The following is a 26,828-nucleotide window of genomic DNA, read 5'->3' on the forward strand; positions in this document are numbered from 1 at the left end:
TGTTGGATTGGGTTATCGAGTGAAAAAAATTTTATTAAAGCAATTTCCTCGGTCAGCGGTCCATGCCGTTCGATAAAGTGACACGATTTTACCCCGTGGGATGTTGGACGGTGGGAGCGAGATGACGCTGACGGTTGCTACAAAATAACGTTGGATTTGCCCTGACTCGTTGGCAAAGATGCCCCGGCTTGATGGGTTAGGTCGTGTCCACCCATACCGCCTCTTGCTCCAGCGCCATCCCAAGGGATTGCATCGTCCGGATCAGTTCAAGCACTTCCGGTTCCAGCACAAGCTCGGTCAGGCGGCGTTGCGCTGCCTGAAATTCTCTTGCCGTACCTTGCCACAGCTCCGCGTTGCCGTAACGGCGCAAACGGGATTCCCACGCGGGCATGAGCCAGAGCTGAACGGCGTCGCCCAGCCGTTCCTTGATGCGCGCATAGTTGAGCAGGCCCACCCCATCGTAGTCGGGAAAGAACCGGACTCTGGCGGCACGGGGCCGTGCCGCCAGCCATTCGATCAATCCCTTGCGCAGTTGACCGCCATAGTAAGCCACACTGGCGTGCATTCGATCGGGCAGCCAGTCGAGCCGGTCGAACAGCGCCTGATTTTCGACTAGCCAGAGCGTTCCGGCCGTATGCCAGCCACTGTCTTTTCGCATGTCGTTGTCGATGGCCAGAACGGCAGCGCCTTGCCGGACGGTGGCCAGGTCCAGGTCTAGTCGATGACCGGCGCCATCGCGCCATTGAACCGGGCCGGCCGCTTTCAGCAGCAGGTAGTGAAGGTCGTGACTGTGGAGGGATCTCTTGCTGAAGCGAGCGCGGGCGATGTTGCCGGCGCGCTTGGGTAGATCGGCATCCAACTCGTCCGCGTCGATGGGGGTCAGGTCGCGCCAATGGCGCTCGACCACGGCCGGTTGCACGATGCGGTAGAATACGCCGCGGCCGCGGGGCTGGATCTGCACGCTGCCGGTCTGACGGGCGAACGCATCCAGCGCCTTGCGTTGGGCGCTGCTGAGTTGCGAGCCGGCCAGCCGATCGTCTTGGGCCCGACACAGCTTGCCCAGCGCGGCCCGCAGAGCGCGGCTCATGGATTTGCCTCGCTCAATGACTCGAGTACCTGCCAGCTCTGACGGCTGATATGGTTTTTGCCGTTGTGATGCTGGATCGGCACGCAATAGCGAACGGTGGTGAGGGGCGCCGGCGAGGCGAAGATCAGGGCGAAACCGAATTCGTGGGCGGTTTCGATCAGATGGGTCTGGTTGCGGGCGTCTAGCGCCAGGGCTTCGTCCAGATAGCAGACGGCGCGAACCTGATGCCGCTGATCCTGCATCAGGTGGAGCATCGCCAATCCGGTCACCAGTTTGGCCATCAGCACCGTGCCGTTGGAGGCGGCGCTGTCGATGTCCTGAAAAGCGTCCGCCGGCTGGTCGAGCTTGCCCACCACGAATTCCAGCCGGAATAGGTCGGCGACCTTCAATCCCTGGCGCGCATTCCCCTCGTCGATCAGGATCTGCTTGGCCCGATCCAGCTGCTTGTCGTCGAGGACGCTGGCCTGGTTGAACAGCTCGAAGCTTTCGCCGGTCTCCACTTGTGCGGCGGTGTCGATCAGGGTGTTGATGGCCGTCACCAGGTGGGTTTCGTCTTGCGGTTCGATTTTGAAGGTTTTCAGATCCGACAGCTGGCGGTGGCCGATCAGACGGTTGAATTCGCGCATTTTACTTTTGAACGAGAGCAGGCCGTCGCGCAGCTCCCGGAGGCTGGCGGTCACGTTGACCACGGCGCTGCGCGCCTTCTTCTCCAGCGCCTCTCTCTCCCGGGGCAGTTGCCGGCTGAAGTCGATGATGGCTTTCAGCTCCCGGTCGGGGCTGTCGCTGTATTGGTACTTGGTCAGGCCGCCGGAATGCAGCTCGCGCAGGTCCGTCCGCAGGGAGTGATCCAGGTCCTGCAGACGGCGGCAGTCGCGCTGGTAGGTTTGCAGCTTGTCGGCCAGCCGATCCAGCGCCCAGCCGGTTTCTTCCAGCCAGGGGTGATGGTCCAATCGATCCAGATAACCGAAGATCTCGCTGCTGTCGCCGCGCTGAGTTCGGGCGCGTTCGATGGTCTGGTGCTGATTTCGCAGATTCGCCTGATCCTGCCTGACCCGATCCAGGCGGTCTTGAAGCTGTTTGGCCGTTTCCTCCGATTGTTTCAGTGCCTGCTCGACTTCATCGAGTTGTTGTTGCAGCTGTGTTTGCCGGTTCCGCCGCTCGGGCGCTTCGTCGAGCAGCTGTTGCAGCCGGTCATAGTCGGCCAGATCCTGTTCCCGCTGACGTTTTTCCTGTTCCAGTTGGTGCTTCTTGTGCTGCGCATCCGCCAACCGCTCGGCGGCCTGCAACTGTTCCGCCAACGCCTGCAACTGTTGCCGCGTATCGGTCAGTTGTTCGTCCAATTCCGCTTCGGTCAGCTGTCGGTGCTGCGGACTCAATGAGGCCAATGTCAGGGACAGGCCGGGCAGTTGCAGCCGGTTCCGATCCGACTGCGCCAGCATCTGCCGCAGCGGCTCGATGTCCAGGGAGAAGGTCTCCGGCGCCAGCGTCATCACCGGCGGGCTCAATACCCGGTTCAACCGGTCGAGTTGATCCGCCGACAAAGATTCGCCGAGACGGCGATAGAGGTTGTCATTCAGGTGCTCGCGCTGTTGTTCCAGCTGCGCCAGCTCGCGTTGCCGGGTTTGTTGATCGCGGCGAATGGCCGACACCGGCCGCCCGCTGATCTGGCCCAGGAGTGTGGTCTGCCGATCCAGCTGTCGCTCGCACTCCGCCAGCCGATTCTCCAGCTCCTCGCGTTCGTGGACCAAGGCAAACCGGCGGGACAGCGCTTCCATTTTCTCATCTTCTTCCCCCAGGGTTTTGCGTTGCTGGGTCAGCTCGAACCGCTCGGTCGTCAATTCCCGGTCGCGCGCGGTCTGCCGGCGCTGCGCTTCTCGCAGCTCCCTTTCCTGATCGGCCAGGGATTGCTGCCGGCTGTCATAGTGGCTTTGCCAGGCGGCCAGACCCTGATCGACCCGCGGCCGCCAGTCGATCAGTTTGCCGCGCAGTTTCAAGCGTTCCTCGTAGTCCCGCGCCATTGCCTCGATGCGTTCGAGCTGATCGACCGCCGCCCGATACTGGTCGCGCTCGGCGTTGACCTCGGCAAACGCCTTGTCCCATTCTTGTTTGAAATCGATATTGGCGTCCGGCAGGTCGCGCTTGAAGATCTGCAGCAGATAGGCCTTCACATCGGTCGAGCTGAGCTTGTCGAGCCGCAGGGTGCGGGTCAGCACCTGCTGGAAGGCCTGCGCGTCCGAGGCGTGTTCCAGCTTGAACACGGTAAAGTCCGGCTCGTTGCCGCTGCGGGTTCTGCGGCCGCCGTAGATCAGGTCGCGGAATTCCGTCGGATTGTATTTGAACACCAGCCGCTCCCGCCGGGCGAGATGGTTGACCAGCTGCGGTTGAGGTGCCAAGGAGCCGTCCTTTTGCCGATAATCCTCCACCACCAGCGGGCCCTTGTAGGCGAAGTATTCATATTCATGACTGACGCCTTTGCCGACGCAGCCCAGCACCGCCGTGCCGATCTGGGGCAGGCTCACCTCCAGCAGGATATAGGCGCTGTTGCCGGGAAAGTAGAAGCGGCGGGTCTTGTCGAAATCGTGGGCGCCGAAATCCATGCGCCGCCGGTCGATGATCAGCAGAAACTGAAGCGCGTTGATCAGGCTGGTCTTGCCCGTGTTGTTGGGCGCGATCAGGGAAACCGAGTCATCCAAGGGCAATTCGGCCCGCTGATAGCCGGCGCTGCCGAGCAGCACCAGGCGCTGAAAGCCATGTTGAATCATCGCATATCCTCGCTTGCGGTCGGCTCGTCCCGATCAAGCTCATCCTCGGCTGCCGCCGGTTCATCCGACGCCTCGCGGCTCTCGGCGGCCAGCGCCTCGAAATGATCGAGGTAGCGGCACACCGCCGGCAACAGCTGCCAATGGCCGCCGGCTTCCCGCGCAAACCCGAAGCGCGCGGCGGTCTCCAGCAGGCTCGCCAAGCCCTCGGTATCCAGCCCCTCGGCGGTCAGCAGCTCCTGATGTTGTTCATGCACGGTGTTCAGCAGCGACCGATCGATCGCCCAGTCGCCGAAGCGCAGCAAGGGCTTGCCGGCATCCGCCTGGGTATCGAAGATCACCATGAAGAGCAGCGCCAGCTGGCGGGAGGTCTTGTTGACGTTACCGCTGGCTTCCTCGGTATGAAACCAGGCAAATCCGCGTCCATCCAGTCGCAGATCGTAACCGAGCGCGCCGAAGAGCGCGCGGTAAGCCGCCTCTTCGCGTTCCAGCTCGGCCCACAGCATGGGATCGGAGAGCCGGTTGATGTGTTTGCCGTTGCCCAATTCCCTGAACAGCGTCGCCAGGTGAGTGAGCCGGTCCAGCGCCAGCGGGGTATCCGTCATGAAGCGGCATCCTCGGGTAACGGTTGCAACTGATGGGGATGATAGTGTACCCGCAGTGCCTTCAGATCGGTGGTGGTGGTCTGCGGTTGCAATTGTGCTTGCCACCGTGGCTCGCGCACCAGATCGTGATAGAGGCGCAGCACGACGGCATCGGGCAGGGTCGGATACCGCTGCTGCAGCCAGGTCATCAGATTGTGCACCGGCAGTGCGGCCTGAAGCGCTTCGCGCAGTTCGGTCTCATCGATCCAGGCGCTCAAATCGGCCGGATCGGCCGGTAATTCCTCCGGGAAGGCCTCTGGTCGAGGCGTATAATCCCGGGCTTCGGCCATCAGGGTGCGGATCTCGTCCCCCAAATGAATGCGGCTGCGGCGCTCCCGTTGCCACAATGGCAGCTTGCTTTGCGCGCCGTGGCGTCGCAATCCGCGGGCCAGCCCCTGTTTGCGCACCCGACCCAGCAGATGGCTGATGGATGCCGACAGCTGATTATGTTGCCGTGCCTCTTCCCGCAACGGCAACAGCGTATCGGCGCATTGCTGGGCGACGACCCGCCCCAGGCGGCGCAGCTCCTTGGCCTGATAGGCCACCTGCCGCAGTTGCAGGCGGTGGGTGTAGAGCGCTCCGCGAACCGACAGGACTTCCGTGGCCGCATCCAGCGCCTGCTCGGCCGCGACCAGATAGGGATAGAAGGTGCCGTCGGAGCCGCTGTCCATCATCTCGTTCATCGGTTCGACATACTGATCGTAGGCTTCCAGCACGGCTTGATAGCGCCGGTCGATGGGCATGGCGGCGTCGCCGGCCTTGGCGTTTTCCGCCAGTTCCAGGATGGCATGGCGGTCCTGATCCAGCTGCTGACCGATCTGGCGGAACAGTTCGGAAAGGCGCCCCGCTCCGCGGCGCATCAGATCGGAATCGTTCCGATGCAATCCTTCGCGGAGCTGCTCTGTCGCCTGCCGAATCGCCTCGACCCGGGCCTTGAGCACCGACGACAGCCCCAGCTCGTGCTCGCGGGTCAGTCCGCGGACAAATTCCAGCACCAGGGGGTTAAGCTGCAGGTGGGAGGTGCGACTCAGAAGCTGCAGCAAATCCGCGTTGCAGAGGGAGCGCAGGGCGGCGGCGTGGTCTTCCGGCCCGGCCCGGGGCTGATGCTTGGCGATCACCGCCAGCACCTGGCGCTCTTCGAAGGCGGGCATATCCCGCGATGCACGCGCCAGGTCTTCGATGATCTCCCAATGTCTATGCAGTTGGGCGACGAGGCTTTTCGGGGTGGCCATAAAATGCTTTAACTTCTCTGACGAGGTTTTCCTTTTACAGGTTATTTTGCCATATCATCGGGACTGTCCCTCTGCTGAGGCGGGATTAGTAGGGAAGCCGTAGGAATCGTTATCCCCCCGCTGGCGGGGAGGGAGGAGCGAGGGTGTGGTCAAAGAAAGATTTGATTCCCCCTCATCCTAGCCTTCTCCCCCAAGGGGAGAAGGGACTATGCCGATGGTGAACAGTTGTTTCCGTCCTGGTGTGAGCGGGAATCGGAAGCCTCCTCTTGCGATTGCCGTGCTGCCTAAGCCTGCTTGATAAACGTTACCTCGAAGGCCTTGCCGGAGCGAAACTGCTGCAGCCGATTGGCAAAAGCAAAGGCCTCGTCGTTCATCTCGTAGTGTTGGAATATATCCAGGCCTTTGTCCAGCGATATCCTCCAGCCGTGGTCCGTTACGATATGACGGGCGTGAATGGTGCCGGTTTCGTCAAACTCCCAAGTGAAGTCGACATGAATCGTGCCGGGTTCGCTGAACTACCAGTAGCTTTTTGCGCTGGCTTACCAAAGCATCAATGGCTTCCCATTGGCCACTACGGAAGCTTGCGGTTGCGTTTCCCACCGCAGTACGCAGCAACGCTTCAGCATCGGTTCTGTTCATAGGTCATTCTTATTACCATTGGATAGCCGCATCGCTTAAATGCCAGCAGACGGACGCCATGCGGCCCGGCCTAAACATTGTGCCGACAGCACACGGAAATACGTGCGCCACTCATTGCGCAGCCGGGACAGGATAATCAGGCTGTCGATGGGCATGGCGGTGCCAGTCTGTTCCTCGCGCTCGACGATCATGCGCAGGAATTCGGCGTCCGCGTCCGCCGCGCTCATGCGCACGGATACCTTGTGAGCGGACGACCTGGAATAGTCCGGGGCGGTACGTCCGTAGCGGAGCATGCCCTCGAAGATTCGGTCGATGCCCCGGCCCGTGCGTTCGGCCAAGCTGGATTGCCGCTGAACAAAGTCCGGTCCTTGATCACGGCAAGCAGGCGCTTCTGCCTGTGACCGGGTTTTGCTGTACTTTTTCGTCGATGCGCTCCTGCAGGATGTCCAGTTGGCCTTTGAGCTGCTGAATGCGATCACAGTCAAATTCAGTAAAATTCTTTCTTTAAAGTGCTATAAGAACGCGACAAAACGCCATAGAACATCATTCTATATTCTGCACCTGCTCGCGCATTTGCTCGATCAAGACCTTGATTTCGATCGCGTACTGGGTCAATGCGGTGGAAGCCGACTTGGCGGCCAGGGTATTGGCCTCGCGGTTCATTTCCTGACATAGAAAGTCCAGGTGCCGGCCGATGGGGTGATCCTGAGTCAGGAGGCGGTCCGCTTCCTCCAGATGGGTGTCGAGCCGGTCCAGTTCTTCGGTCACATCCCATTTCTGAGCCAGGTAGACCAGCTCCTGTTCGAGCCGGTCGAAATCCGGGGTCTGCCCCAGTTCCCGGATTTTCCCCAGCAGTTTTTCCCGCAACTGGGGAAGCGCCTGCGGCAGGGCCTGACGGGCTTGGGTCACTTGCCGGTGTATTTCTTCGCAGCGCTGGCGGAGAAATTGCGCCAGTTGGACGCCTTCCCTTTGGCGCATCGTCAACAGTTTTTCCAAGGCCGCCTCGAGGCTTTCCAGGGCGGCGGCCTCTACCGTTTCCCGATCCATGCCCGCTTCCTGCAAGACGCCGGGCCAGCGTGCCACTTCCAGGGGAGATACCGGTGCCGAAGCTCCCAGCAAGGGTTCGATTTCCGAAAGCGCCCGGACCACCGCTTCGGCGACCGGCCGGTTGAGTTCGAAGGCGAACGAAGCATCCGTGGACGGTCCCAACTTCAAGGCGCATTCCACTTTACCCCGGTTGAGACGGCCGCCGATCCGTTTCCGGATCTCGGGCTCTAAGAAGCGCAGATTGTCCGGCAGGCGGAGGATCAAATCCAAATAGCGGGAGTTGAGCGAGCGGATCTCCCAGCGAACAGTGTAGTGTGGTGTCCGGCCTTCGTGCTCGGAGAAGGCGGTCATGCTGTAGACCATGAGGCGAAACCGACTATGATTAAACTTGCAGCATAGTAAGCGCAAACCCGTGAGGATGAAACCCCGATGTTGAAGGCCCCCTCGTCCACCGATGCCCAGGACCAAGCATTCGTCCATCTGCCCTTGGGGACGGTGATCGATCATTATGTCATCGAACGGCCGTTGGCCGACGGCGGCTTCAGTGCCGTCTATCTGGCCCGCCATCTCGTCGATCAGACCCAAGTGGCGATCAAGGAATACCTGCCGCGCAAGCTCGCCTATCGGAACTGGGAGGGGCAGGTGGTGCCCCACAGCGAGGACACCCGCTCCCTGTTTCTCCGTGGTCGGCGCCTGTTCGTGGAAGAAGCCCGCATGTTGGCCACCCTCAAACACCCCAATATCGTCGAAGTGACCAGCTTCTTCCACGCCAACGATACGGTCTATATGGTCATGACCTACGATTACGGCAAAAGCCTGGGTTGGTATATGAAGCGTCAGCCCAAGCGTCTCGACGGTGTTTTTTTTCTGGCAGTCATAGGCAAGTTGCTGCAGGCGCTGGCTGCCATTCACCGCCACGGTTTTTTGCATCTGGATCTGAAGCCGGAAAATATCCTTATCCGTCCCGGTAACGATCCGCTTCTGTTGGATTTCGGGGCGGCCCAACCCTACCCCAAAAGCAAGGACAATTGGAAACGTCCCGGCAAGATTCGGACGCCGGGGTTTTCACCGCCGGAGCAATACCGCTCCAATTGGCCCCTCGGCCCCTGGAGCGACTTGTACGGTTTGGGCGCGACACTCCGAACGTGCCTGGACCGCCGTCCCCCACCCATGGTCACCGATCGCCTCGAACGAGACACGCTCAAGCCCGCCCGGCGTCTGTATCGAAACCAATACCCCGGGGGGTTGCTGGAGGCGATCGACCGGGCCATGCAACTGGACCCTGCAAACCGACCCCAATCGGTGGCAGAATTCGAGTCCTTGCTAACCGATAAGGGAACCGTGTCATGAAAGCGCTTGCTTGGATCGTGTGCTTGGCTTCTGTTTTGATGGGCTGTCAAAGCCGGGATCTGAATTTTTTCATTCGTTTTCAGGAGGTGGATGGCCTCGAAGCCGGAGACCGGGTCTACCTGGCCGGCCGGGAAGTGGGGCAAGTGGAAACCATTCAGCCGGTGGAGGACGGCAGTCTGTGGGTGGCGGTGCAGATTCGCGCCCCCCACGGATCGAAGGTGACCGGCGGTTCGCGCTACACCATCGAACCCGATCCCGTCCGGCCGCGGCGCCAAAGCATTTGGATCGCCCCCAATCCGGAGGGCGAGCCGATCAAGGAGGGGGCGGTGGTCGAAGGGAGCGAACCCATGGCGGAATTGTTCGGCCCCATCCTCCGGGGATTCGGCGAGAGTATGGAAGCCTTGCAGAAGGAATTCCAAGGCTTGTCGAGAGAGTTGGAGAAGATTCCCCAATCGCCCGAATTCCAGAACCTCCAGCGGCGCTTGGAGAACCTGATGGAAGAAATGCGCGAGGCGGAAAAGAAGATGGAGCGGGATGTCCTTCCCCGTCTGAAAGAGGAAATGGAGCGCTTGCGCGAGGAGATGGAAAAATCCCGCCCCGAGAAAAAACCGGCGCCTTCCGAGCGGGAGCCCATCGACTTATGAGTCAGGGCTGCAGGACGAAAAGCGCCTCGATCGTCAGCCAGCCCAGCAGAATGACGGCGAAGATGAGATTCATCAACAGCCGTACCGGAATGCCCGGCGGCGTTTCCTCGGTGTAGGGGACGAAGTAATCGGCGCCGCCCAATAATTTCTCGCAGGCCAGGATGCGCCGGCATTTGAGTTCGTAGAAGGCTTGGGTGCGCCGGTCCAATATCCAGAAGAGCAGGGTCATCAAAATCCCGAACACCGACACATAAGCGTGGTAGGGATGGAGCTCGGTGATGGCGAAGGTGGCCGCGCCGATCACCGCGTTGATGGCGACGAAGATGGCGAAGCGTTTGTAGCGGAGTTCGATGTAGGCGCGGGCGTTGATGCACGCCTGGCGGTAGAACTCCAATAAAACGTCGATGTCGACTTTGTCCAAATGATGCTGATGAACACTCATGGCTATCCTCGGTTTTTGTTTTTCTCAGATTCCATGGGATGGCATTCTAGCGCTTTTGCCGCGGCGGAGACCACACGCGGCGGTTGATGACATAACCGTCGACCGGTTCGGCGAACGGAAACGCCAACAGGCCCGGCAGCCAAGCCACCTGTTTGGGACGATGATAACCGTGCAGACCGATGGTCATTCCTTCGTGTCCCGCGCGGGGTTGGGCGCGGTAAGTCCCCAGCAGGCGGTCCCACCAGGGTAGGTTGAAGCCGAAGTTGCTGTTGGTTTCGTCTTCTTCCACCGAATGATGGACCCGGTGCATGTCCGGGGTCACCACCAGCCAGCGCAGAACCCGGTCCAACCCGAGAGGCAGTCGGATGTTGCCGTGATTGAACAGGGCGGTGGCGTTGAGGAGTACCTCGAAAATCACCACCGCCACCACCGGCACGCCCAGCACCACGATGGCGGAAAACTTGATCAGCAAGGACAGAAGGATTTCCAGGGGATGGAAACGGAGACCGGTGGTGACGTCGAAATCCACGTCGGCGTGATGCACCCGGTGCAGTCGCCAAAACGCCGGAACGGCGTGCATCATCACGTGCTGAAGATAAACGACCAAATCCAGCGCCATGACCGACCCGATCACCGCCCAGACGAACGGGGGCCGATAGTGATGCAACAATCCCCAGCCGTGCTCGGCGGCAAACGCCGCCACGCCCACCGCGGCGGCGGGGAACAAGAGGCGGACCAATAAACTGTTGAGCGCCACCAACACAAGATTGTTCAGCCAGCGCACGGTTTTCGAGAGAATCAGCCGTCGCCGCGGGGTGATCCTCTCCCATCCGGCCATGATGGCGAGGACGCCGAGGGTGCATCCCAAGCGAATGATCACTTCGTGGCTCAAGATCCAGTCGTTCCAATCGGGCATCGAATGCCTCCCCTCCTATATCATGTCATCATTCAGGGCACAGGTGAGTATTTGCAGAGGGAAGCCGGAGAGCGCCCTGCGGGACCGTGCGCAGAGTACATGGAGGTATTTACAGCGTGTCCCGTAGGGCGCTCTTCGGCTTCCAAGGAGCGTTTGGGATAACCCAATGCCCACCTGTTGCCGCGTTTGTAATAGGTATCATACTCGAGGAGGAAAACCATGGCTGAGACAAAATCGTCCATCGCATGGCTCGGCACCGGCTTGATGGGCCGGCCGATGGCCGAACGCCTGCTGGCGGAAGGGTATCATCCCGTCAAGGTTTGGAACCGCACGCCGTCCAAAGCCGAGGCGTTGCGGGAAAAGGGCGCCCAAGCGTGTGCCACGCCCGGAGACGCCGCAGCCGATAGCGAAATCGTCTTTACCATGCTCAGCGATTTCGCCGCCACCGAAGCGGCTCTGCAAGAGATCGACCCGGCCGGTAAGGTCCTCGTGCAGATGGCCACCGTCGGCCCCGAGGAAAGCCGGCAATTGGCGGATCGGGTGAACCGCGCCGGCGGCGCTTATTTGGAAGCGCCGGTGCTCGGCAGCATTCCCGAAGCCAAGGCCGGCAAGCTGATCATCATGGCCGGCGGTTCGGAAAACGTCTTTGTTAAAGTCCGGCCGCTCCTAACCTGTCTGGGATCGGAGCCGCGCCTGATCGGCGAGACGGGAAAAGCCGCGGCCTGCAAGCTGGCGTTGAATCAACTCATCGCTTCCCTCACCGCGGCGTTCGCCACCAGCCTGGCCTACGTGGAGGCACACGGCGCCCCGGTGGATACCTTCATGGATATTCTGAAGCAAAGCGCGCTCTATGCCCCCACCTTCGACAAGAAACTGCCGCGGATGGCGGCGCACGATTACCGCAATCCCAACTTCCCCACCGAGCATTTGATCAAAGACATCGATTTGTTTGTCCAAGGCGCCGGGGCGATCGATACGCAAGTGCTTGAAAAACTGCGCCGGTTGTATCAGAGCGCCCTGGAAGGTCACGAACGCGAGGATTACTCGTGCGTGTTCGAGGCGGTTCTGGAAAAGAGATAATCGGGATCCTTGGGCCGCGCACCGGGTCATCGAGTCAGAGGAAGTATCTCCAGGGGTGGTATTAGATTACAATGCTGAAAATCAGGTCGTCGGTGTAGAAATTCTAAACCTATCCAAACGGGTCCCTCGCCCGGAATTGAATAAATTAGTTTTCGAACCATGCCAGATAGGATGGCGAGTTAAATCCTTAAATGGCTCAGCCAAGCTGTATTGCGGTACGTCGTGATCGCTAGCAGAAACATCTGCTTTTACCAGTATTTCTTCCTCGCCAAGCGCTCCGGCAGCCAGATAAACAAAGGCGAGACCGCCAGCGCTAGTAACAACCATAATGTCGAATGATATTCGCCGATAGGGTCATAGAAAAATCCTATCCAGGCGCCTAAAGCGAGTAAGAAATAATAAGGGCCCGTGATGAAGCAATGCAGGCGCCGGCACCGAGCGGCGTTAATGAGGCAGGCCAGGCCCATTACGGCGAACGCAGCGCCGGCCAACCATAGCAAGCTCCTGTTCCAGGAAACCGCTATCAGCGCACCGCCGGCGACCAACGCCGGCAACCCCCACAGGATCAGCGCCCGCCACGTGCCGCCAGGACTATCGCAGCGGGCCAGATCTTTGCTTGTGCCCTCTTTAACGTGAAGGTCGCACAGCGACGCCTTGATCTCCCTCTCCCTTTGGGAGAGGGCCGGGGTGAGGGAACGGCCATGGCGTGAACGACGTTCATGGACCGAGGTGGTGCGGACCATGGTCGTTAGCCGGCACAGCAGGACAGGAGCTTAACGTCCTTGCTGAAGGTCTGGGCGGCAAGCTTCAACCCCTCGACCATGGTCAGGTAAGGGAATAACTGGTCGGCGAGTTCGTCCACGGTCATCCGCGCGCGGATGGCGAGCGCCGCCGCTTGGATCAGTTCCCCCGCCTCCGGCGCCACCGCCTGAATGCCGATGAGACGCCCTGAGCCGGCTTCGGCGACCATCTTGATGAAACCGCGCGGATTGAAGTTGACCAGGGCGCGCGGCACGTTGTCCAGCGTCAGCGTGCGGCTGTCGGTCTCGATGCCGGCGTGGTGCGCCTCGGCTTCGGACAGCCCGACGGTGGCGACCTGGGGGTCGGTGAACACCACCGCCGGCATCGCCGTCAGGTCGAGAACGGCTTCGCCGCCGGTCATGTTGACGGCGGCGCGAGTGCCGGCGGCGGCCGCGACGTAAACGAATTGCGGCTGGTCGGTGCAATCGCCGGCGGCGTAAATATCCGGCGCGCTGCTGCGCGTGGCGCTGTCGACGACGATGGCGCCCCGCGCGTTGTTTTGGACTCCGGCAGCTTCCAAATTCAGCTCACGCGTGTTCGGCGTGCGTCCGGTCGCGACGAGCAGCCGGTCGGCACGCACCTCGCCCCGGTTCGTGGTCAGCACGAATTCCCCATCTCCATAGCTAATATGGCTCGCCCGGGTCTGTTCCAGCACTTCGATGCCCTCGGCGCGAAAGGCGGCGGTCAGCGCCTCGCTAATGGCCGGATCCTCGCGGAAGAACAACGTGCTGCGCGCCAGGATCGTTACTTGGCTGCCCAGCCGGGCGAAGGCCTGGGCCAGCTCGGTCGCCACCACCGACGAGCCGATCACCGCCAGTCGCTCGGGGATGGTGTCGCTTGCCAGCGCCTCGTTCGAGATCCAATAGGGTGTGTCTTGCAAACCGGGAATCGGCGGTATCTGAGGTCTTGCCCCGGTGGCGATGAGGCAGCGGTCGAAGGCCACCTCGCACTGGCCGCCTTCGCTCAGGTGCACAATCAGGCGGTGGTCGTCCATAAAGCGAGCCTCGCCGCGCAGCACGGTGATGGCCGGATTGCCGTCCAGAATGCTTTCATACTTGGCGCGGCGCAGTTCCTCCACCAGGCCTTCTTGTTGATCAAGCAGGTGGGCACGATCGATCACCGGTTCGACCGCGGTGATGCCCCCGTCGAAGGGACTGGTCCTGCGCAGATGGGCGATATGGGCTGCGCGGATCAGGGTTTTGGAGGGCACGCAGCCGATGTTGACACAAGTGCCGCCGATCGTACCGCGCTCGATGAGGGTGACGCGCGCGCCGCGCTCGACCGCTTTCAGCGCCCCCGCCATCGCCGCCCCGCCGCTGCCGATGACGGCAATGTGAAGTCTTCTCCCCTCGCCTGAGGCGAGGTTGCCTCCTTCCAGCCGACCGACCGCATCGACGAGTTCGGCGCGGTAGCCGAATGCGGCCACGGCGGCGATCAAGGCATCCGGCGACGCATCGGGATCTGATTGAACTTGCGCTGTCCCCTCAGGGTACGACACCGCCGCCGACCGCACCCCAGACACCTGCTCCAGGGCTTCTCGGACGTGCTCCGCGCACGAGTCGCAGGTCATGCCGGTTACTTTCAGTTCGATCATCGTTTTTCCTCCGATTCTGCGGATGTACGACTGGCTTCGACCCGGCGCCTTTGGATCAGCGCGTAAACGGTCAAACCGACAAACGCGGCCAGCGCGGGAAACAACACATAGTCGAGATAACCGGTCAGCGCCGACAGCCCGACCACCCCGAGCAGGACGACCAGGATCGGGGTGAAGCAGCACAGCGCGGTCACCACCGTGCCGATGACGCCGACGCGGAAAAGCTTGCGGGGTTCTGGAAGTTGCATGTTCATTTTCATTCCTCCATGACCGACGAGGGATAGCCTGCATTTGCGGTGGCCTGAGTCAGGGTCTTGACATCGTCGAAAGCCACCACTGTCTGGCGCTTTTCGAAACACACCTCGACCTGGTCCACTCCATCGATCCGGGAAAGGGCCTTCTTGACCGTGATCGGGCAAGCGGCGCAGGTCATCCCCGGCACAGACAGGGTGACGGTTTGCATGGCGGCCCGGAGCGGGGCGGCGACGGCGGCAAGAACGAGCAAGGCAGATAGTCTGTTTATGACATACTCCTGATCAGTAGAACAAAGGAAGCACATAGGGAAAACCGAACGCGACCAGCACCAGGCCGGACGCGAGCCAGAAGAGGAACTGGTAGGTGCCGCGCACCCTGGGGTTGGCGCAGACATCACCCGGTCGGCAGGACCCCCGCCGGCTGGAAGATGTGCCGCCCGGCCAGAATCATGGCCACCAGCGCCACGCCGCCGGGGGATGACTCTCGGGAGGGTGTCGCCATCAAATCCTCCTTTCCAAAGCCGAATGGACGGAGTAAGCTTATTTCCGTAGTCGAGTACGGAGTCAAGCGGCGTGGGGAATCATTCGAACACACTGACCATCGGCGCCCTCGCCCAAGTTGCCGGCGTCAACGTGGAGACCATCCGGTTTTACCAGCGCAAAGGGCTGATGCCGGTGCCGGCAAGGCCCTGCGGCGGCATTCGCCGCTACAGCGAGGCGGATGCGGCCCGGCTCGGGTTTGTTAAATCGGCCCAGCGGTTGGGATTCAGCCTGGACGAGGTCGCCGAGCTGCTGTCCCTGGAGGACGGGGAGCATTGCGACGAGATCCGCCGGCTGGCGGAGCGTAAACTCGCCGACGTGCGCGGGAAGCTGACGGATTTGAAGCGCATGGAGCAGACCCTGGCGGACTTGGCGCACGCCTGCCGGACGCGCCAGAAAAATGTTTCCTGCCCGCTGACAACCTCGCTGCGGATCGGTGCGGGGGCGCAAAACACCCAGAGGAAGTCTTATGCCCAAGGAGACGATAAACCTTGATGCCCTGGCGTATCACCGCCTGCCGACGCCGGGGAAAATCAGCGTCCGCTCCACCAAACCGTGTCTGACCCAGCGCGATCTGGCGCTGGCCTATTCCCCGGGGGTGGCCGCTCCCTGCCTGGAGATTGCCCGCGATCCCGGACTCGCCGGCGAATATACCGCCCGCTCGAATCTGGTCGGCGTCATCAGCAACGGTTCGGCCGTGCTCGGTCTCGGCAACATCGGCGCGCTGGCCAGCAAGCCGGTCATGGAAGGCAAGGGGGTGCTGTTCAAACGCTTTGCCGATATCGATGTGTTCGACATTGAAATCGATGAGGCCGATCCGATGCGGTTGGTGGAAACGATCGCCCGCCTGGAACCCACCTTCGGCGGCATCAATCTCGAGGATATCCGGGCGCCCGAGTGCTTCATCGTGGAGCGGGAACTCAGGCGGCGGGTCCACATTCCGGTGCTCCACGACGACCAGCACGGCACCGCCGTGATCACCGCGGCCGGCCTGATCAACGCCCTCCATCTGCAGCGGAAAAATCTCGCCGACTGCACGATCGTCTGCCTGGGGGCGGGCGCGGCAGGCTTTGCCTGTATGAAGCTGCTCGAGGAGTTGGGCGCCCCGCGCGACCACATCCTCTTCCTGGATACCCAAGGCGTCATCCACCGGCACCGGGACGAGGCGTTGCCTGAACATAAGGCCTATTTCGCCACCGACCGGCCGGAGCGCACCCTGGAGGAGGCCATGCGCGGCGCCGACGTCTTCATCGGTCTCTCCCGGGGGAATGTGGTGACTCCCGCCATGCTCCAATCCATGGCCGAGCGGCCCGTCGTGTTCGCCCTGGCCAATCCCGAGCCGGAAATCGCCTATGACCTGGCCATGCAGACCCGCAACGATTTGATCATGGCCACGGGCCGCTCCGATCACCCCAACCAGGTCAACAACGTCCTGGGGTTTCCTTTCCTCTTCCGGGGGGCGCTGGATGCCGGGGCAACCGCCTTCAACGAGGCGATGAAGCTGGCCGCCGTCCATGCGCTGGCCGAGCTCGCCCGCGAAGACGTTCCCGATTCGGTGCTGAAAGCTTACGGCAAGAAGAAGCTCCGTTTCGGGCCGGCGTATATTCTTCCCAAACCTTTCGATCCCCGCCTGATCGAAGTGGTGCCCGCAGCGGTCGCCGAGGCGGCGACCGACAGCGGGGTGGCGCGCAGACCGATCCGGGATCTGAAGGCCTACCGCCAGCAACTGGCCGGCCGCATCGATCAAGCGCGCGTTTTCATGCGCCTGATACAGGAAAAGGCGCGCCGCAATCCGATCCGCCTGGTGCTTGCCGAGGGAGAGGACGAAACGGTGCTTCGCGCCGCCATCGAGATGCGGGAGACGGAGATCGCCATGCCCATTGTGATCGGCCGCATCGATCGGGTAAAAACCCTCTGCGCGGAGGCCGGGCTCGATCCGGGGGCCATGGAAGTGGTCGACCCCACCCTCGAGAATCGGCGGTTCACCGAGCTTGCCGAGGCCTACTATGCCGACCGGCAAAGGCACGGCGTGCTGCGCAACGATGCGTTCAAGGCCTTGCGGCAGGATTCTCATACCCTGGGGGCGATGATGGTCAGACAGGGGATTGCCGACGGCATGCTTTCCGGCCGCACCGAGCACTATCCCAATGTGCTGCGTCCGGTGCTCAGGGTGCTCGGCCGGGATGCTTCCGGCAATCGCCACCATGTCTACGGCATGTATATCATGGTGATGGAGCATCGTTCCTATTTTCTGGCCGATTGTACCGTCAATGTGGAGATGACCGCCGAAGAGTTGGCGGAATTGGCCAGGCTTTCCGCGGAGACGGCCGATTCGCTGGGATTCGAACCCAAGGTGGCGATGCTTTCCTTCTCCAATTTCGGCAGCGTCGAACTGGGGGAAACGCGGAAAGTGGCCGAGGCCACCCGAATCCTGCACCGGCGGTGGCCGGATCTGACGGTGGACGGGGAGATGCAGGCCGATACCGCCGTCAACGCCGAGATCCTCGCGAACTATCCCTTCAGCAAACTGAAAGCGCCAGCCAACGTGCTGATTTTCCCGACCATGCAGGCGGGCAACATCAGCTACAAGCTGCTGCGCGAGTTGGGCGGCGGCCGGGCGATCGGACCGATTCTCTTGGGTCTGCCGCATCAAGTGCATGTGCTCCAGACCGGGGCCGGTGTGGACGACATTGTCAACATGGCGGCCATCGCCGCCGCCAGAGCGGCCGACCGCTAATAAGAAAAGGGGCCGTTGATAGACTTCATGATGAAGATCGATCCAAGGTATACGGAACCACGACGAAAGGGTGCTGCGCCGGGTTGAAATCCCTTGGTATTGCGGGTGACCAGCTTGAGGCGGTGATGGAGGGCAACAGCGGCTTGTAAAGCATCGGGAAGTTTCCAGCGCAGCTGACGGCGAAGACTAGCCGCCAAGTCCGCCTCGTCCTTGGTCACCGGATAATGCGGGATTCTGTCGAGCAGTGCTTTCGCCAGCGTTTCCCGCTCCAAGCTAAAACCGGTCAGTACTTCGGCGCGGGTAATGACAGAAATGGCAATTTCCCGAGCATTTTCCTTCAGATACCGGGTTGCCGCTTCAACACCATTGAAATGGTCGATGAGGATCACCGAATCCAGCAAATAGGTCATCGGTCCGCTTCCCATTCGCTGCGAATTCGGATTTGGTAGTCGAGCCCGTCCTTTTCGGACCAAATGCCGCGCGTTTTTTCGAGAAGTTCCTCAAACCCGGGCTGCGGTGGTTGTTCGGTTTGACGTCGATAGAGCTGCAACGCACGGCGGACGATTTCGGTCATCGGAACGTGCTCTGTCTCAGCCTGCCGCGTCAGCCAGGCTTTTTCGGTTTCGCTAAGGCTAATGATGGTTCTTGGCATGGCCCAAGGTCATGATATCAACCAGGAATCATGATATCACGCTAATCGTGCCTGTTCGATGGGTTGCGGAAATGGAGCGACGACCCATCGGTACCTTGCCCACTTCGCGCTGATGGGGAAGGGGGCTCGCTCGCCGTCTGCTCAAGGCCGGAGTCGGCGACATTCAATGTTTCCTCACATCCGCTGCGGTGGTCTCGGCAAACTTTTCTCCCCACTTGATCGACGATCCGGAAGACAGGCGTATCCATTGAAAGTGCAGCTGTTCGAACACCCTCCGCCAATCACGTAGCTCTTCGCCGCACTCCGATTCCAGCAGCATCCTCAGGTGTTGTTCCACCTTCCTGGCCAGAATCGGACAGGGCCTGAGGCTGTAACAGGTCATCAGATGGCTGATGACTGAAACCAGGGTAAGAAAATCCGGTTGGTTTTGATGGGAATTGTCTTGATAGTCACTCATGCTCGCCTCCCTAGGTTTATTAAAATGCCGGCATCAGATTCCGGTTAGTTTCCTTGTATCCTTGCCGTTCTGCTTCATTGGTAACCAATCTAAATACTCCGCCGACGAAGGCGGCCAGGCTTGTTTTGGGAAGCAGCTGAAACGGTTTGCCGCTTCGGAGGGAAAAACTTCCGGTTTGTGGTTGTCGGCGCCACCCGCCTGGGGGATTCAGTCATTGGAATACCTCTTCTTAATCTTTGAAGATAAATGATAATCATTATCCTTCAACTTAACAAGTCGGGGCCGTATATTGGAAATACCGGGTCCGACATTCGTGATTATAGGAAAAGGCTGTGTCTAGACTAATCAAATACCAATAAGTATAATGAGAAACGTTCGTATTTAAGAGAGGTTTGCGGGGTGATCACAAGGTGGCTCGATCGGGTCGGAAAACGCTTGATCGTAATTTGTTTATCTTTGCTGGCCGGATGTGCCCTCCAAGGAGGAAGGACTCCGGCGTCGGCGGTGCGAACTTATTACATCGCCGCCGAAGAAGCGGCATGGGACTATGCCCCTTCTTATCCTCGTAACCGGCTTACCGGCAAGCCGTTCACCGAGGAGCAAAAGATTTTTGTGGCCGGAGACGGCAAGCAATTTATCGGGCGACGCTATCTCAAGGCGCGCTATGTGGCTTATGCCGACGCCACCTTTTCCCGGCGCGCGAAAAGAGCGGAGGCATGGACCCATCTGGGCATCCTTGGGCCGCCGATTCAGGCCGAAGTGGGGGAAACCATCCGAGTCGTATTTAAAAACAAGACCGATCATCCCGTCTCCCTCCATCCCCACGGGGTGCTCTATACTAAGGAAAACGAGGGCACCCCTTATGCGGATGGCACCCAAGGTCAGGCCAAGGGCGACGATCGAGTGCCGTCGGGAGCGAGGTGGGTATACACATGGCAAGTACCTCAGAGGGCGGGTCCCGGGCCGGGCGATCCCGACAGCATCGCCTGGCTGTATCACTCCCACAACCAGACGACGGCGGAGACCAATGCCGGGTTGATCGGCCCCATCCTGATTTACCGCCGCGGCACATTAGGACCCGACGGCAAAGCCCTTGGGATAGATAGGGAGTTCGTGGCGCTGTTCAAGGTATTCGACGAGAACGCCAGCTTTCTGGCCGGGAAAAATATCCGCACTTACGCGCCTCAAGCCGACCCGGCGAAAGAAGATTTTCAGGAAAGCAATCTGATGCACACCATCAACGGTTATCTTTACGGCGATCTGCCGGGGCTGACCATGCGAGTTGGCGACAAGGTGCGCTGGCATTTATTAGGTTTGGGCAATGAAGTCGATCTGCATACCCCCCACTGGCACGGCCATACGGTAATCGACGGCGCCGGCAGACGATTGGATGTGGTCAACCTCCTCCCCGCCACCCAGCTCAACGTGGAGATGCCCGCCGACAACCCCGGCACGTGGATGTTCCACTGCCACGTCAACGATCATTTTGAGGCGGGAATGGCCGCCGTTTACCGGGTGATCCCCTGACAGTCTGTTTCAAAACCCGATATACCGTATAAGCCTGCGAGGCACGACATCACCTTAATTTCCTCTCCGTCTGGGAATGACTCAAGTAGAGTCCCTTCTCCCTCCAGGATGGAGAAGGTTAGGAAGAGGGTGGATCTAATTGAAGTGAAGGGTATTATTGATTTAAACCACCCTCACCCCATCCCTCCCGCCAGCGGGAGATCAAGGCATGCGCGATTACCCTGAACCGCAAACCACGAGTTTTGAAACGGACTTTAAGAGACTTGCTGGAGACGGCGTCCCGGTTCGCGGCCGATCCACTTCATTCCCGCCCCGATCAGCGCCATTGTGGCCAGATAAAAAGCCACTTGAATAGCGGTGGGCCGGGCCTGATAACCGATCAGAATATGCAACAGTTGACCGATCACGGATTTTTCGGAAAGGATATCGCCGGTATTCCACAAGGGGGCTTGACTGGGCAGTAGACCCGCCTGACTCAGGTAGCCTGCGGCAGATGCGGCAAGACCGGCGGCTAGTAAAAGAATGATCCACCCGGTCACTCGGAACAGCCACTTGACCGGGATACGCACCAGCCCCAAGTAGAGCAAGCTCCCCACTGCCACTCCGCCGGCTGCGCCCAGTAGACCGCCGCTCAACATCTCCACCGGCGAGCTGTCTCCCGCGGCGACGCCGTACATGAACAAGACGACTTCGGAACCTTCTCGCATGACGGCCAGCCCGGCGGTAATCGTCAGATAGCCGAGGGGCAACGATCCGCCACTGATTTGCGCCCCCACCTCTTTGAGGTGAGCAACAATCTTTTTGGAATGCTGGGACATCCAGATGTTATGCCATGCCAGCATCGTTACCGCCGTCAGGAGAACGGTGGCGTTAAACAATTCCTGACCTACCCCCTGGAATGCCCCTGCGATCTCCCCGGCAAACAAGGCCACCCCGAAAGCGGCACCCAAGCCCAATAGGACGCCGGTGCCGACCCAAACATTTCGGCTACGCACGCCAGCGGTGGCGGCCATGAGAATGGAGACAATCAGGGCCGCCTCCAGGACTTCTCGAAAGACGATGACAGCGGTACCCAGCATGGATATAGGACCTCTTGGCTATTACTCGACGATCAGCTTGCCTTTCGCAGTGTCTCGGTGAAACTCACCGATAAATTCATACTCTCCCGGTTCGAGCGGGCCGACAAACACCGCCGCCTTGCTCTTGCCGGGGATTATCTTCTCCACGTCAAAGTTCTCTCCTTCAAACTCCTCGACAGTCGGATCGAGATTATTGACCATAAGCTTTACTCTTTCTCCGGCGGGGATGGTCAATGTGGTAGGGTCAAATCGATGATCTTTGATATTCACCTCATAGGTGGAAGCCATGGCCAAAAAAGGAATGGCAATCCCCAATGTCACCGCTGCAAACATTTTACCCATCGCTCACCTTTTTAAATGATATTCGTTTTCAATTTCATTATTGTAATTTTCCCTAAAATAAGATACAAATTTTGTTTCAGCGACGTCACCACCTTCAATTCCAGCTCCAGATCGTTCTCCAGCATCTCCGCAACCTCTTTTCCAACCTTCAGCGGTGCTCGCCGGGAAAGGTCGGGTGCGCCTTCCAGGAACAAGATGCGCCGAATCAAGCGATCGGCGTGCCGCGTTTCATCGGTCATCTCATGATCGACCCGCTCATACAGCCTGTGGAAGCCCCAATCGCGATACATGCGTGAATGGATGAAACTGATCCATCGCCGTCAGTTCACCCGCCAATAATTCATTCAGACGCTCAATAACCTTGTCATTCCCCTTCATCATGTGCCTCCCTGTTTCAAATTTGGACCGCGAAGCGTTGATTGCCTTTCCTGGCCATGCCGACCGATTTCGATTCGGTCCTCGCTGCTCATATTTCCATACTGATTGTATGACATACATTTGACAAAGTCGAAAACACCCAAAATCCGCACCAACCAACCGAATTTCCCTCCGTTGGCGCCATGCCTTCGCTCTTTGTGGGAAGATATCAAAAGCCTTGAAAGGGGGGGGGTTAAAACTTGCCAATGTGGCCTAGATTTTTGCTTAATGATTTTAAAAAATGGAGAAATCATGTCCGTAAAATCGTTTTCCATCTTCATTGGTGCCGCCGCCGGGGCTATATCCCTGCCCGTTTTCGCCACCCATACCAGCGCCTTGGCGCTGGGTGCCGGCACTTTGTCCGCACCGATCAATACCGAGACTGCGATTCCCATTCCTCAAGGCCACTTCGCCGGCGGAGTGCGGACAGAATTCGTTAAATTTAACACCCTCTCGGCAAGTCAATTGCTGGAAGAAGAGGCGGATGAAAGCGTGGATTCGCTCTTGGACAATTCCCTGCTTTTTGCCTATGGCTTGACCGAAAATCTCACCCTGGGAGTTCGCCTTCCTTTCTACAGGCGATTTGAAAATATCCGCGAAGGGGAAGAGGAAGGCGTCGTCAATTTGGGGGACTCGGACGGCATCGGAGATTTAATCGCTTTTAGCCAGTACCGTTTCCTGCACCTCCCTCGGTACAATGTCCACGCCGGTCTGATCCTAGGGCTTAAAACCCCCAGCGGAATGACCGACCGGCGTAGCCGGGAAGGGGAGAGACTCGAGGCCGAGCTGCAACCGGGTTCCGGTTCGTGGGACGGCATTTTTGGTCTCTCCTACACCCAAAACTTCGCCGCTTTCGACCAACGCTTAGAGGACTTTACCTTCAACGCCAGCGCGGTCTATACCGTGGTCACCGAAGGCAGTCAGGAGACGGATTTGGGCGATAACTTCAGCTATAATGCTTCTCTATCCTATCGGTTGCCCCTAGGCGGGCTTGATAGAAGGGAAGAGTATTTCTTTCGCGGTACCGGCGGGGTGGGCATGGATTTAATCTTGGAATTCAACGGCCGGTGGTTGGATAATACCCGCATCAGCGGTCGCAACAAAGACAGCTCGGGCGGTCTCCAAGGCTACCTGTCGCCCGGCGCCCGCCTTCTGTTGGGCCGGCATACCAACGTAGGCGTCTCCTTCGGAATTCCGGTCGTGGATGACCTCAACGGAACCCAAGACAACCTCGATTATCGATTGGTGGGAACGCTCAACTTTTTCTTTTAGCCATGTGGAACCATTGGTTGATCGGAGGATTACTCGCGCTATGTCTCGCCTCTTGCGCGCCGCGTTTTGACTCGAAGCCAATCGCCGCGGAACAGGGATTGGTGGTCTCAACCGCTTTTGCCCCCGATGGGCGGCTATGGCGGGTGATCGCCGGACATAACCACGTTTATGTGGATCATTCCGAGGACAAAGGCCAAAACTTCAGCAACCCCGTCCCCATCAACCCGGAACCTCGGGCGATCCGCGCCACTTCGGAAGACCGGCCGGCCATCGCTATCGATGAATCCGGACGGATCATGGTGATCTATGCCGTCGCCGGCTCTTCAATTCCGTGGATCGTGTATTACAGCACCTCCCGTGACGGCGGTCGGCATTTTTCACCTCCGCAGCGTATCGTCCCCCACGCCCGCGTTAAGACGTACCAGGCCAAGCTGGGGGCGGCCGAGAATACCTTCTACCTTTTTTGGCACCAGGGAAAAGCCGCTTCCCAAACCGGTTCTTCCTTGCACGGGGCGGTGTTATCCGATCTCTCATCCCCGCCCCAAGGTCGCATTGTCGCCGACCGCCAGTGCGAATGTTGCCGCATCGCCCTGGCGTTCGATTCCGCCCGGCGTCCGGTGCTCATGACCCGATTCGTCTATCCGGGCGTGATCCGCGACCATGGTTTGATTTTTCCCTCAGAGCCCGAAAGCCCCGTTATCCGTCGGGTCAGCTTCGACGAGTGGCACCTGGAGGCCTGTCCCGAACACGGCCCGGCGCTCGCCATCGGTCCCCGAGATCGCGTGCACATGGTTTGGTTCACCCAGGGCCGCAATCGGCAGGGTTTGTTTTACACCCGGAGCGACGATCGTGGCAAAGCGGTTTCCGATCCCCTGCCGATCGGAAATCCCGGGGCGCTGGCCGGTCACCCCGACCTCCTCGCCCGGGGGCGACAAGTGGTGCTGGTCTGGCAGGAATTCGACGGTCGCCGGACCCGGGTGAAAATGATCCGTTCCCGGGACCGGGGACGGACCTGGTCGACTGCCCGGGTTCTGACCGCCAGTCAAGAAGCTGCCGATTATCCGTTTTTACTGGCCTGGAAAGATAAAATCTATCTATCCTGGAATACAGAGGCCGATTATCGGCTAATTCCGATTTCCGAGTGATCTCATGTTGCTGCGTCTTTTTGTTGTTGTCCTGCTTCTGACCGGGTTGCCGCCGGTTTGCGCAAACGCCCCCCGCTTGTTTTCAGCCGGGAGCATGGAAGAAATCCGCGACCGGCATAGAGCGCCGTTTCTGCTGATATTATGGTCGCTGGACTGCCCGCCCTGCCGGAGAGAGCTCAAGTTATTGGGGGAAACCCTCCAGGCGAATCCCAAACTCGATTTGGTGCTGATCGCCACCGATGGCGAGACGAGGGCCGAGGAGGCGGAACAACTCCTTGCCCGTTACGACTTGGACCAGACCGAAAGCTGGATTTTCAGAACGGCCAATGACATGCGACTGCGCTATGAGATCGATCCCGGTTGGTACGGGGAGCTTCCCCGAAGTTATTTTTACCTGCCCGACGGAAAAAGGGTCGGATACAGCGGGCCGCTCAAGCCGAAACAGATCGAGGCCTGGCTGAGAACTTTGTCGCAAAGTTCAGAATGGATTTCAGTGCCGCGTCTTGTGTATGCTAAAGCTGTTCGAGTCGAGCAAAAACAAGCAAAATGCTTAGGAAACCGATAGTTGGGTCGATCATGGGGGGCATTTTTTCTGGAGCGACGGCGGTTGCCGCACCCGAGGTGGAACATGATCCGGCTGCTTCCTCGCATCCCTTGGAAACCATCGGCTTCGGCCCGTCGGGCCAAGCCCATGGACATGAAGTTCTCCATCCTGAAAACTTCAAACAAGTCGCCGATATCAGCCGCAAACCGGGAGATGTTCCACCGCCGGTCAAGCGCCCTGAACCAAAGACCATTCAGATAAAGCTTACCGCCAGGGAGGTGATCGCCGAAATCGCTCCCGGCATCCGCTATCCCTATTGGACCTTCAACGACCGCGTCCCCTGTTGCGGGTCCGGGTAGGCGACACCGTCGAGCTGAGCCTGTTCAACGACTCCACCAGCACCCACGAACATGACATCGATCTCCATGCAGTGACCGGTCCCGGCGGTGGGGCGCCACTTACCCGAGCCAAACCGGGGGAGACCAAGCGCTTCAAGTTCAAGGCGTTAAAGCCCGGTTTGTATATTTACCATTGCGCGGCGGGTGACCCGCCGGTGCATATCGCCAACGGAATGTACGGCCTGATTCTGGTGGAACGCAAAGGAGGGCTGCCTGAAGTGGATCGTGAATTTTATTTGGTCCAGGGAGAGCTTTATACGCAAGGGCCGATGGGGGCAAAGGGGTTTCAGTCTTTCTCTAGAATCAAGATGCTGGAAGAAAAACCCGATTACGTCGTCTTCAACGGCAGGACGGGAGCGCTGGTCGATCATCCTTTAACCGCCGAGGTAGGCGAGACGATCCGCCTGTTCGTGGGCAATGCCGGCGTAACCAAGGTTTCCTCCCTCCATCTCATCGGGGAAATTTTCGACCGTGTCTGGCCGGAAGCCTCCACCACCCGGCCTCTCGAGAATATACAGACCACCCTCATCCCGGCGGGCGGCGCGGCGATGATCGAATTCAAGGTGGAAGTCCCCGGAAGCTATACCCTGGTCGATCACGCCCTGGCGCGGATGGATCGGGGCGCATGGGGGTCGCTGAAAGTGACGGGTTCCGCCAAGAAGAACATCTATTCCGGTCGGTCGACTTCGAGTGAAGTGCTGGAAAAGAAACGGGCTTCAGGCGGAATTCAGTTAATCCGAACTCCTCCATCTGGACGCTAGTCAGCCCGAGCTCCAAGAAAGATGACGCCCATCCCGGTGATTGCCATCGCGGCGCCCACGATATCGGTTGTGCATAGCGGTTGATCGTCCACCAGCCATAGCCACAGCGTGGCGGTGGCGACGTAGACACCGCCATAGGCCGCATACGTCCTGCCGGCCGCGGTTGGATGCAGGGTTAGCAGCCAAGCGAACAGGCCAAGACTGATCGCCGCCGGCACGAGCAGCCAGCTCGATCCGGGAGCGCGGTCGAAAATCGACGCCGAGCTCAAAGGATGGGCCAGTCAGGCGTCTCGCGCCGCGAGTTCCTCAAGGAGAGCGTGGCGGCAGCCGCATCACTACTGATGGCGAATGCGTGGTCGCCGTCGAAGGCAACCGCGATAACCCGGTTAACCGGAGACTTTCTGCACCATAGGTTTTGGAACCGCCGGCGATTGATCCCCTTTAAGTATTCCACTATGCTAGCATTTG

The 26,828-nt window shown here is 59.6% G+C and carries 33 protein-coding genes; 12 read left to right on the forward strand and 21 right to left on the reverse strand.

The annotated features are described in order from the left end of the window. Positions 1-196: 196 nt before the first annotated feature. The 7 genes from H035_RS0100470 to H035_RS0100500 all read right to left on the reverse strand — a co-directional run bounded on the left by H035_RS0100470 (position 197) and on the right by H035_RS0100500 (position 7,771). Entirely contained in the window at positions 197-1,087 is an 891-nt protein-coding gene (locus H035_RS0100470) for a DUF7281 domain-containing protein (protein WP_022947053.1), read from the reverse strand. Continuing rightward, entirely contained in the window at positions 1,084-3,849 is a 2,766-nt protein-coding gene (locus tag H035_RS0100475) for a hypothetical protein (protein ID WP_022947054.1), read from the reverse strand. Before H035_RS0100475 ends, H035_RS0100470 begins: the two co-directional genes overlap by 4 nt. Then, positions 3,846-4,451: a condensin complex protein MksE gene (locus tag H035_RS0100480; RefSeq protein ID WP_022947055.1), complete on the reverse strand. Its 606-nt coding sequence runs from the start codon at positions 4,449-4,451 to the stop codon at positions 3,846-3,848. The genes H035_RS0100475 and H035_RS0100480 overlap by 4 nt, the downstream gene beginning before the upstream one ends. Then, on the reverse strand, positions 4,448-5,722 hold the full coding sequence (locus H035_RS0100485) for a hypothetical protein (protein WP_022947056.1): 1,275 nt from the start codon (positions 5,720-5,722) through the stop codon (positions 4,448-4,450). The genes H035_RS0100480 and H035_RS0100485 overlap by 4 nt, the downstream gene beginning before the upstream one ends. Positions 5,723-6,006: 284 nt before the next feature. After that, a complete protein-coding gene (locus H035_RS22665; RefSeq protein WP_200861554.1) occupies positions 6,007-6,219 on the reverse strand; it encodes an MIT C-terminal domain-containing protein in 213 nt (70 codons plus the stop codon). Positions 6,220-6,396: 177 nt separating this feature from the next. Next, positions 6,397-6,699, reverse strand: coding sequence for a hypothetical protein (locus tag H035_RS0100495; RefSeq protein ID WP_022947058.1), 303 nt, complete (start codon positions 6,697-6,699; stop codon positions 6,397-6,399). A 205-nt stretch (positions 6,700-6,904) separates the two neighbouring features. After that, positions 6,905-7,771, reverse strand: coding sequence for a YicC/YloC family endoribonuclease (locus H035_RS0100500; RefSeq protein WP_022947059.1), 867 nt, complete (start codon positions 7,769-7,771; stop codon positions 6,905-6,907). A gap of 66 nt (positions 7,772-7,837) precedes the next feature. Here H035_RS0100500 and H035_RS0100505 point away from each other — a divergent pair, with 66 nt between their 5' ends. Beyond that, complete coding sequence (locus tag H035_RS0100505; RefSeq protein ID WP_022947060.1) at positions 7,838-8,758, forward strand: serine/threonine protein kinase; 921 nt, start codon at positions 7,838-7,840, stop codon at positions 8,756-8,758. Further along, positions 8,755-9,402, forward strand: a complete 648-nt coding sequence (locus tag H035_RS0100510) for an MlaD family protein (RefSeq protein WP_022947061.1) — start codon at positions 8,755-8,757, stop codon at positions 9,400-9,402. Before H035_RS0100505 ends, H035_RS0100510 begins: the two co-directional genes overlap by 4 nt. A gap of 1 nt (position 9,403) precedes the next feature. Here the strand turns inward: H035_RS0100510 and H035_RS0100515 are convergent, their stop codons facing one another. Together H035_RS0100515 and H035_RS0100520 are read right to left on the reverse strand one after the other, a co-directional pair. After that, on the reverse strand, positions 9,404-9,844 hold the full coding sequence (locus H035_RS0100515; protein WP_022947062.1) for a RipA family octameric membrane protein: 441 nt from the start codon (positions 9,842-9,844) through the stop codon (positions 9,404-9,406). A 46-nt stretch (positions 9,845-9,890) separates the two neighbouring features. Continuing rightward, complete coding sequence (locus H035_RS0100520; protein WP_022947063.1) at positions 9,891-10,760, reverse strand: sterol desaturase family protein; 870 nt, start codon at positions 10,758-10,760, stop codon at positions 9,891-9,893. 219 nt (positions 10,761-10,979) lie between these two features. Between H035_RS0100520 and H035_RS0100525 the strand changes: the two genes are divergently transcribed. Continuing rightward, positions 10,980-11,840 (forward strand): NAD(P)-dependent oxidoreductase, encoded by an 861-nt coding sequence (locus H035_RS0100525; RefSeq protein WP_022947064.1) that lies wholly within the window; start codon positions 10,980-10,982, stop codon positions 11,838-11,840. Beyond that, positions 11,746-12,066, forward strand: coding sequence for a DUF2283 domain-containing protein (locus tag H035_RS22670; RefSeq protein ID WP_407635327.1), 321 nt, complete (start codon positions 11,746-11,748; stop codon positions 12,064-12,066). The genes H035_RS0100525 and H035_RS22670 overlap by 95 nt, the downstream gene beginning before the upstream one ends. 22 nt (positions 12,067-12,088) lie before the next feature. Here the strand turns inward: H035_RS22670 and H035_RS17500 are convergent, their stop codons facing one another. The 5 genes from H035_RS17500 to H035_RS22320 are packed head-to-tail and all read right to left on the reverse strand — an operon-like array spanning position 12,089 to position 14,864. Beyond that, positions 12,089-12,583 (reverse strand): hypothetical protein, encoded by a 495-nt coding sequence (locus H035_RS17500; protein ID WP_022947065.1) that lies wholly within the window; start codon positions 12,581-12,583, stop codon positions 12,089-12,091. 5 nt (positions 12,584-12,588) lie between these two features. Continuing rightward, positions 12,589-14,235 carry a mercury(II) reductase gene (merA, locus tag H035_RS0100535; protein WP_022947066.1) on the reverse strand — a complete coding sequence of 549 codons (1,647 nt, stop codon included), beginning with the start codon at positions 14,233-14,235 and terminating at the stop codon, positions 12,589-12,591. Beyond that, on the reverse strand, positions 14,232-14,489 hold the full coding sequence (gene merF / locus H035_RS0100540; protein ID WP_235044521.1) for a mercury resistance system transport protein MerF: 258 nt from the start codon (positions 14,487-14,489) through the stop codon (positions 14,232-14,234). The genes merA and merF overlap by 4 nt, the downstream gene beginning before the upstream one ends. Positions 14,490-14,491: 2 nt before the next feature. Next, positions 14,492-14,740, reverse strand: a complete 249-nt coding sequence (gene merP / locus H035_RS0100545) for a mercury resistance system periplasmic binding protein MerP (protein WP_456152362.1) — start codon at positions 14,738-14,740, stop codon at positions 14,492-14,494. Positions 14,741-14,771: 31 nt separating this feature from the next. Then, positions 14,772-14,864 (reverse strand): hypothetical protein, encoded by a 93-nt coding sequence (locus tag H035_RS22320; RefSeq protein ID WP_235044522.1) that lies wholly within the window; start codon positions 14,862-14,864, stop codon positions 14,772-14,774. 198 nt (positions 14,865-15,062) lie between these two features. Here H035_RS22320 and merR point away from each other — a divergent pair, with 198 nt between their 5' ends. Beyond that, positions 15,063-15,524 (forward strand): Hg(II)-responsive transcriptional regulator, encoded by a 462-nt coding sequence (merR, locus tag H035_RS17510; protein WP_022947069.1) that lies wholly within the window; start codon positions 15,063-15,065, stop codon positions 15,522-15,524. Continuing rightward, on the forward strand, positions 15,499-17,766 hold the full coding sequence (locus H035_RS0100560; protein WP_022947070.1) for an NADP-dependent malic enzyme: 2,268 nt from the start codon (positions 15,499-15,501) through the stop codon (positions 17,764-17,766). Before merR ends, H035_RS0100560 begins: the two co-directional genes overlap by 26 nt. Here H035_RS0100560 and H035_RS17515 read toward each other — a convergent pair. The 3 genes from H035_RS17515 to H035_RS0100575 form a co-directional block, all read right to left on the reverse strand. After that, positions 17,763-18,176 carry a type II toxin-antitoxin system VapC family toxin gene (locus H035_RS17515; protein WP_051149709.1) on the reverse strand — a complete coding sequence of 138 codons (414 nt, stop codon included), beginning with the start codon at positions 18,174-18,176 and terminating at the stop codon, positions 17,763-17,765. The genes H035_RS0100560 and H035_RS17515 overlap by 4 nt on opposite strands. Further along, complete coding sequence (locus H035_RS21115; protein ID WP_200861511.1) at positions 18,173-18,340, reverse strand: hypothetical protein; 168 nt, start codon at positions 18,338-18,340, stop codon at positions 18,173-18,175. Before H035_RS21115 ends, H035_RS17515 begins: the two co-directional genes overlap by 4 nt. Before the next feature lie 241 nt (positions 18,341-18,581). Continuing rightward, on the reverse strand, positions 18,582-18,875 hold the full coding sequence (locus H035_RS0100575; protein ID WP_022947072.1) for a hypothetical protein: 294 nt from the start codon (positions 18,873-18,875) through the stop codon (positions 18,582-18,584). A 504-nt stretch (positions 18,876-19,379) separates the two neighbouring features. Here H035_RS0100575 and H035_RS0100585 point away from each other — a divergent pair. Continuing rightward, positions 19,380-20,402: a multicopper oxidase domain-containing protein gene (locus H035_RS0100585; RefSeq protein WP_200861512.1), complete on the forward strand. Its 1,023-nt coding sequence runs from the start codon at positions 19,380-19,382 to the stop codon at positions 20,400-20,402. Between the two features lie 254 nt (positions 20,403-20,656). Here H035_RS0100585 and H035_RS0100590 read toward each other — a convergent pair whose 3' ends face one another. Genes H035_RS0100590 through H035_RS17520 form a run of 3 tightly spaced genes read right to left on the reverse strand, consistent with a single transcriptional unit; the run spans position 20,657 to position 22,113 of the window. After that, positions 20,657-21,481 carry an FTR1 family iron permease gene (locus tag H035_RS0100590; protein WP_022947075.1) on the reverse strand — a complete coding sequence of 275 codons (825 nt, stop codon included), beginning with the start codon at positions 21,479-21,481 and terminating at the stop codon, positions 20,657-20,659. A gap of 21 nt (positions 21,482-21,502) precedes the next feature. Further along, positions 21,503-21,823, reverse strand: coding sequence for a cupredoxin domain-containing protein (locus H035_RS0100595; RefSeq protein WP_022947076.1), 321 nt, complete (start codon positions 21,821-21,823; stop codon positions 21,503-21,505). Between the two features lie 11 nt (positions 21,824-21,834). After that, the gene (locus tag H035_RS17520) at positions 21,835-22,113 is read right to left on the reverse strand and encodes a ferritin-like domain-containing protein (RefSeq protein WP_235044523.1); all 279 of its coding nucleotides are present in this window, start codon (positions 22,111-22,113) and stop codon (positions 21,835-21,837) included. Between the two features lie 379 nt (positions 22,114-22,492). On the opposite strand from H035_RS17520, the gene H035_RS17525 reads away from it, so the two are divergent. The 5 genes from H035_RS17525 (at position 22,493) to H035_RS17540 (ending at position 26,360) form a co-directional block, all read left to right on the forward strand. After that, positions 22,493-23,512: a transporter gene (locus H035_RS17525; RefSeq protein ID WP_022947077.1), complete on the forward strand. Its 1,020-nt coding sequence runs from the start codon at positions 22,493-22,495 to the stop codon at positions 23,510-23,512. Positions 23,513-23,610: 98 nt separating this feature from the next. Then, on the forward strand, positions 23,611-24,657 hold the full coding sequence (locus H035_RS17530) for a sialidase family protein (protein ID WP_152485931.1): 1,047 nt from the start codon (positions 23,611-23,613) through the stop codon (positions 24,655-24,657). Positions 24,658-24,661: 4 nt separating this feature from the next. Then, positions 24,662-25,222 (forward strand): TlpA family protein disulfide reductase, encoded by a 561-nt coding sequence (locus tag H035_RS17535; RefSeq protein WP_051149712.1) that lies wholly within the window; start codon positions 24,662-24,664, stop codon positions 25,220-25,222. Positions 25,223-25,233: 11 nt separating this feature from the next. Next, a complete protein-coding gene (locus H035_RS22110; RefSeq protein ID WP_200861513.1) occupies positions 25,234-25,560 on the forward strand; it encodes a cupredoxin domain-containing protein in 327 nt (108 codons plus the stop codon). Further along, positions 25,518-26,360, forward strand: a complete 843-nt coding sequence (locus tag H035_RS17540; RefSeq protein ID WP_200861514.1) for a multicopper oxidase domain-containing protein — start codon at positions 25,518-25,520, stop codon at positions 26,358-26,360. Before H035_RS22110 ends, H035_RS17540 begins: the two co-directional genes overlap by 43 nt. Here the strand turns inward: H035_RS17540 and H035_RS17545 are convergent. Beyond that, the gene (locus tag H035_RS17545; protein WP_022947079.1) at positions 26,357-26,629 is read right to left on the reverse strand and encodes a YnfA family protein; all 273 of its coding nucleotides are present in this window, start codon (positions 26,627-26,629) and stop codon (positions 26,357-26,359) included. The genes H035_RS17540 and H035_RS17545 overlap by 4 nt on opposite strands. Positions 26,630-26,828: the final 199 nt, after the last annotated feature.

Source organism: Methylohalobius crimeensis 10Ki (genome assembly GCF_000421465.1).
GTDB classification, from domain to species: domain Bacteria; phylum Pseudomonadota; class Gammaproteobacteria; order Methylococcales; family Methylothermaceae; genus Methylohalobius; species Methylohalobius crimeensis.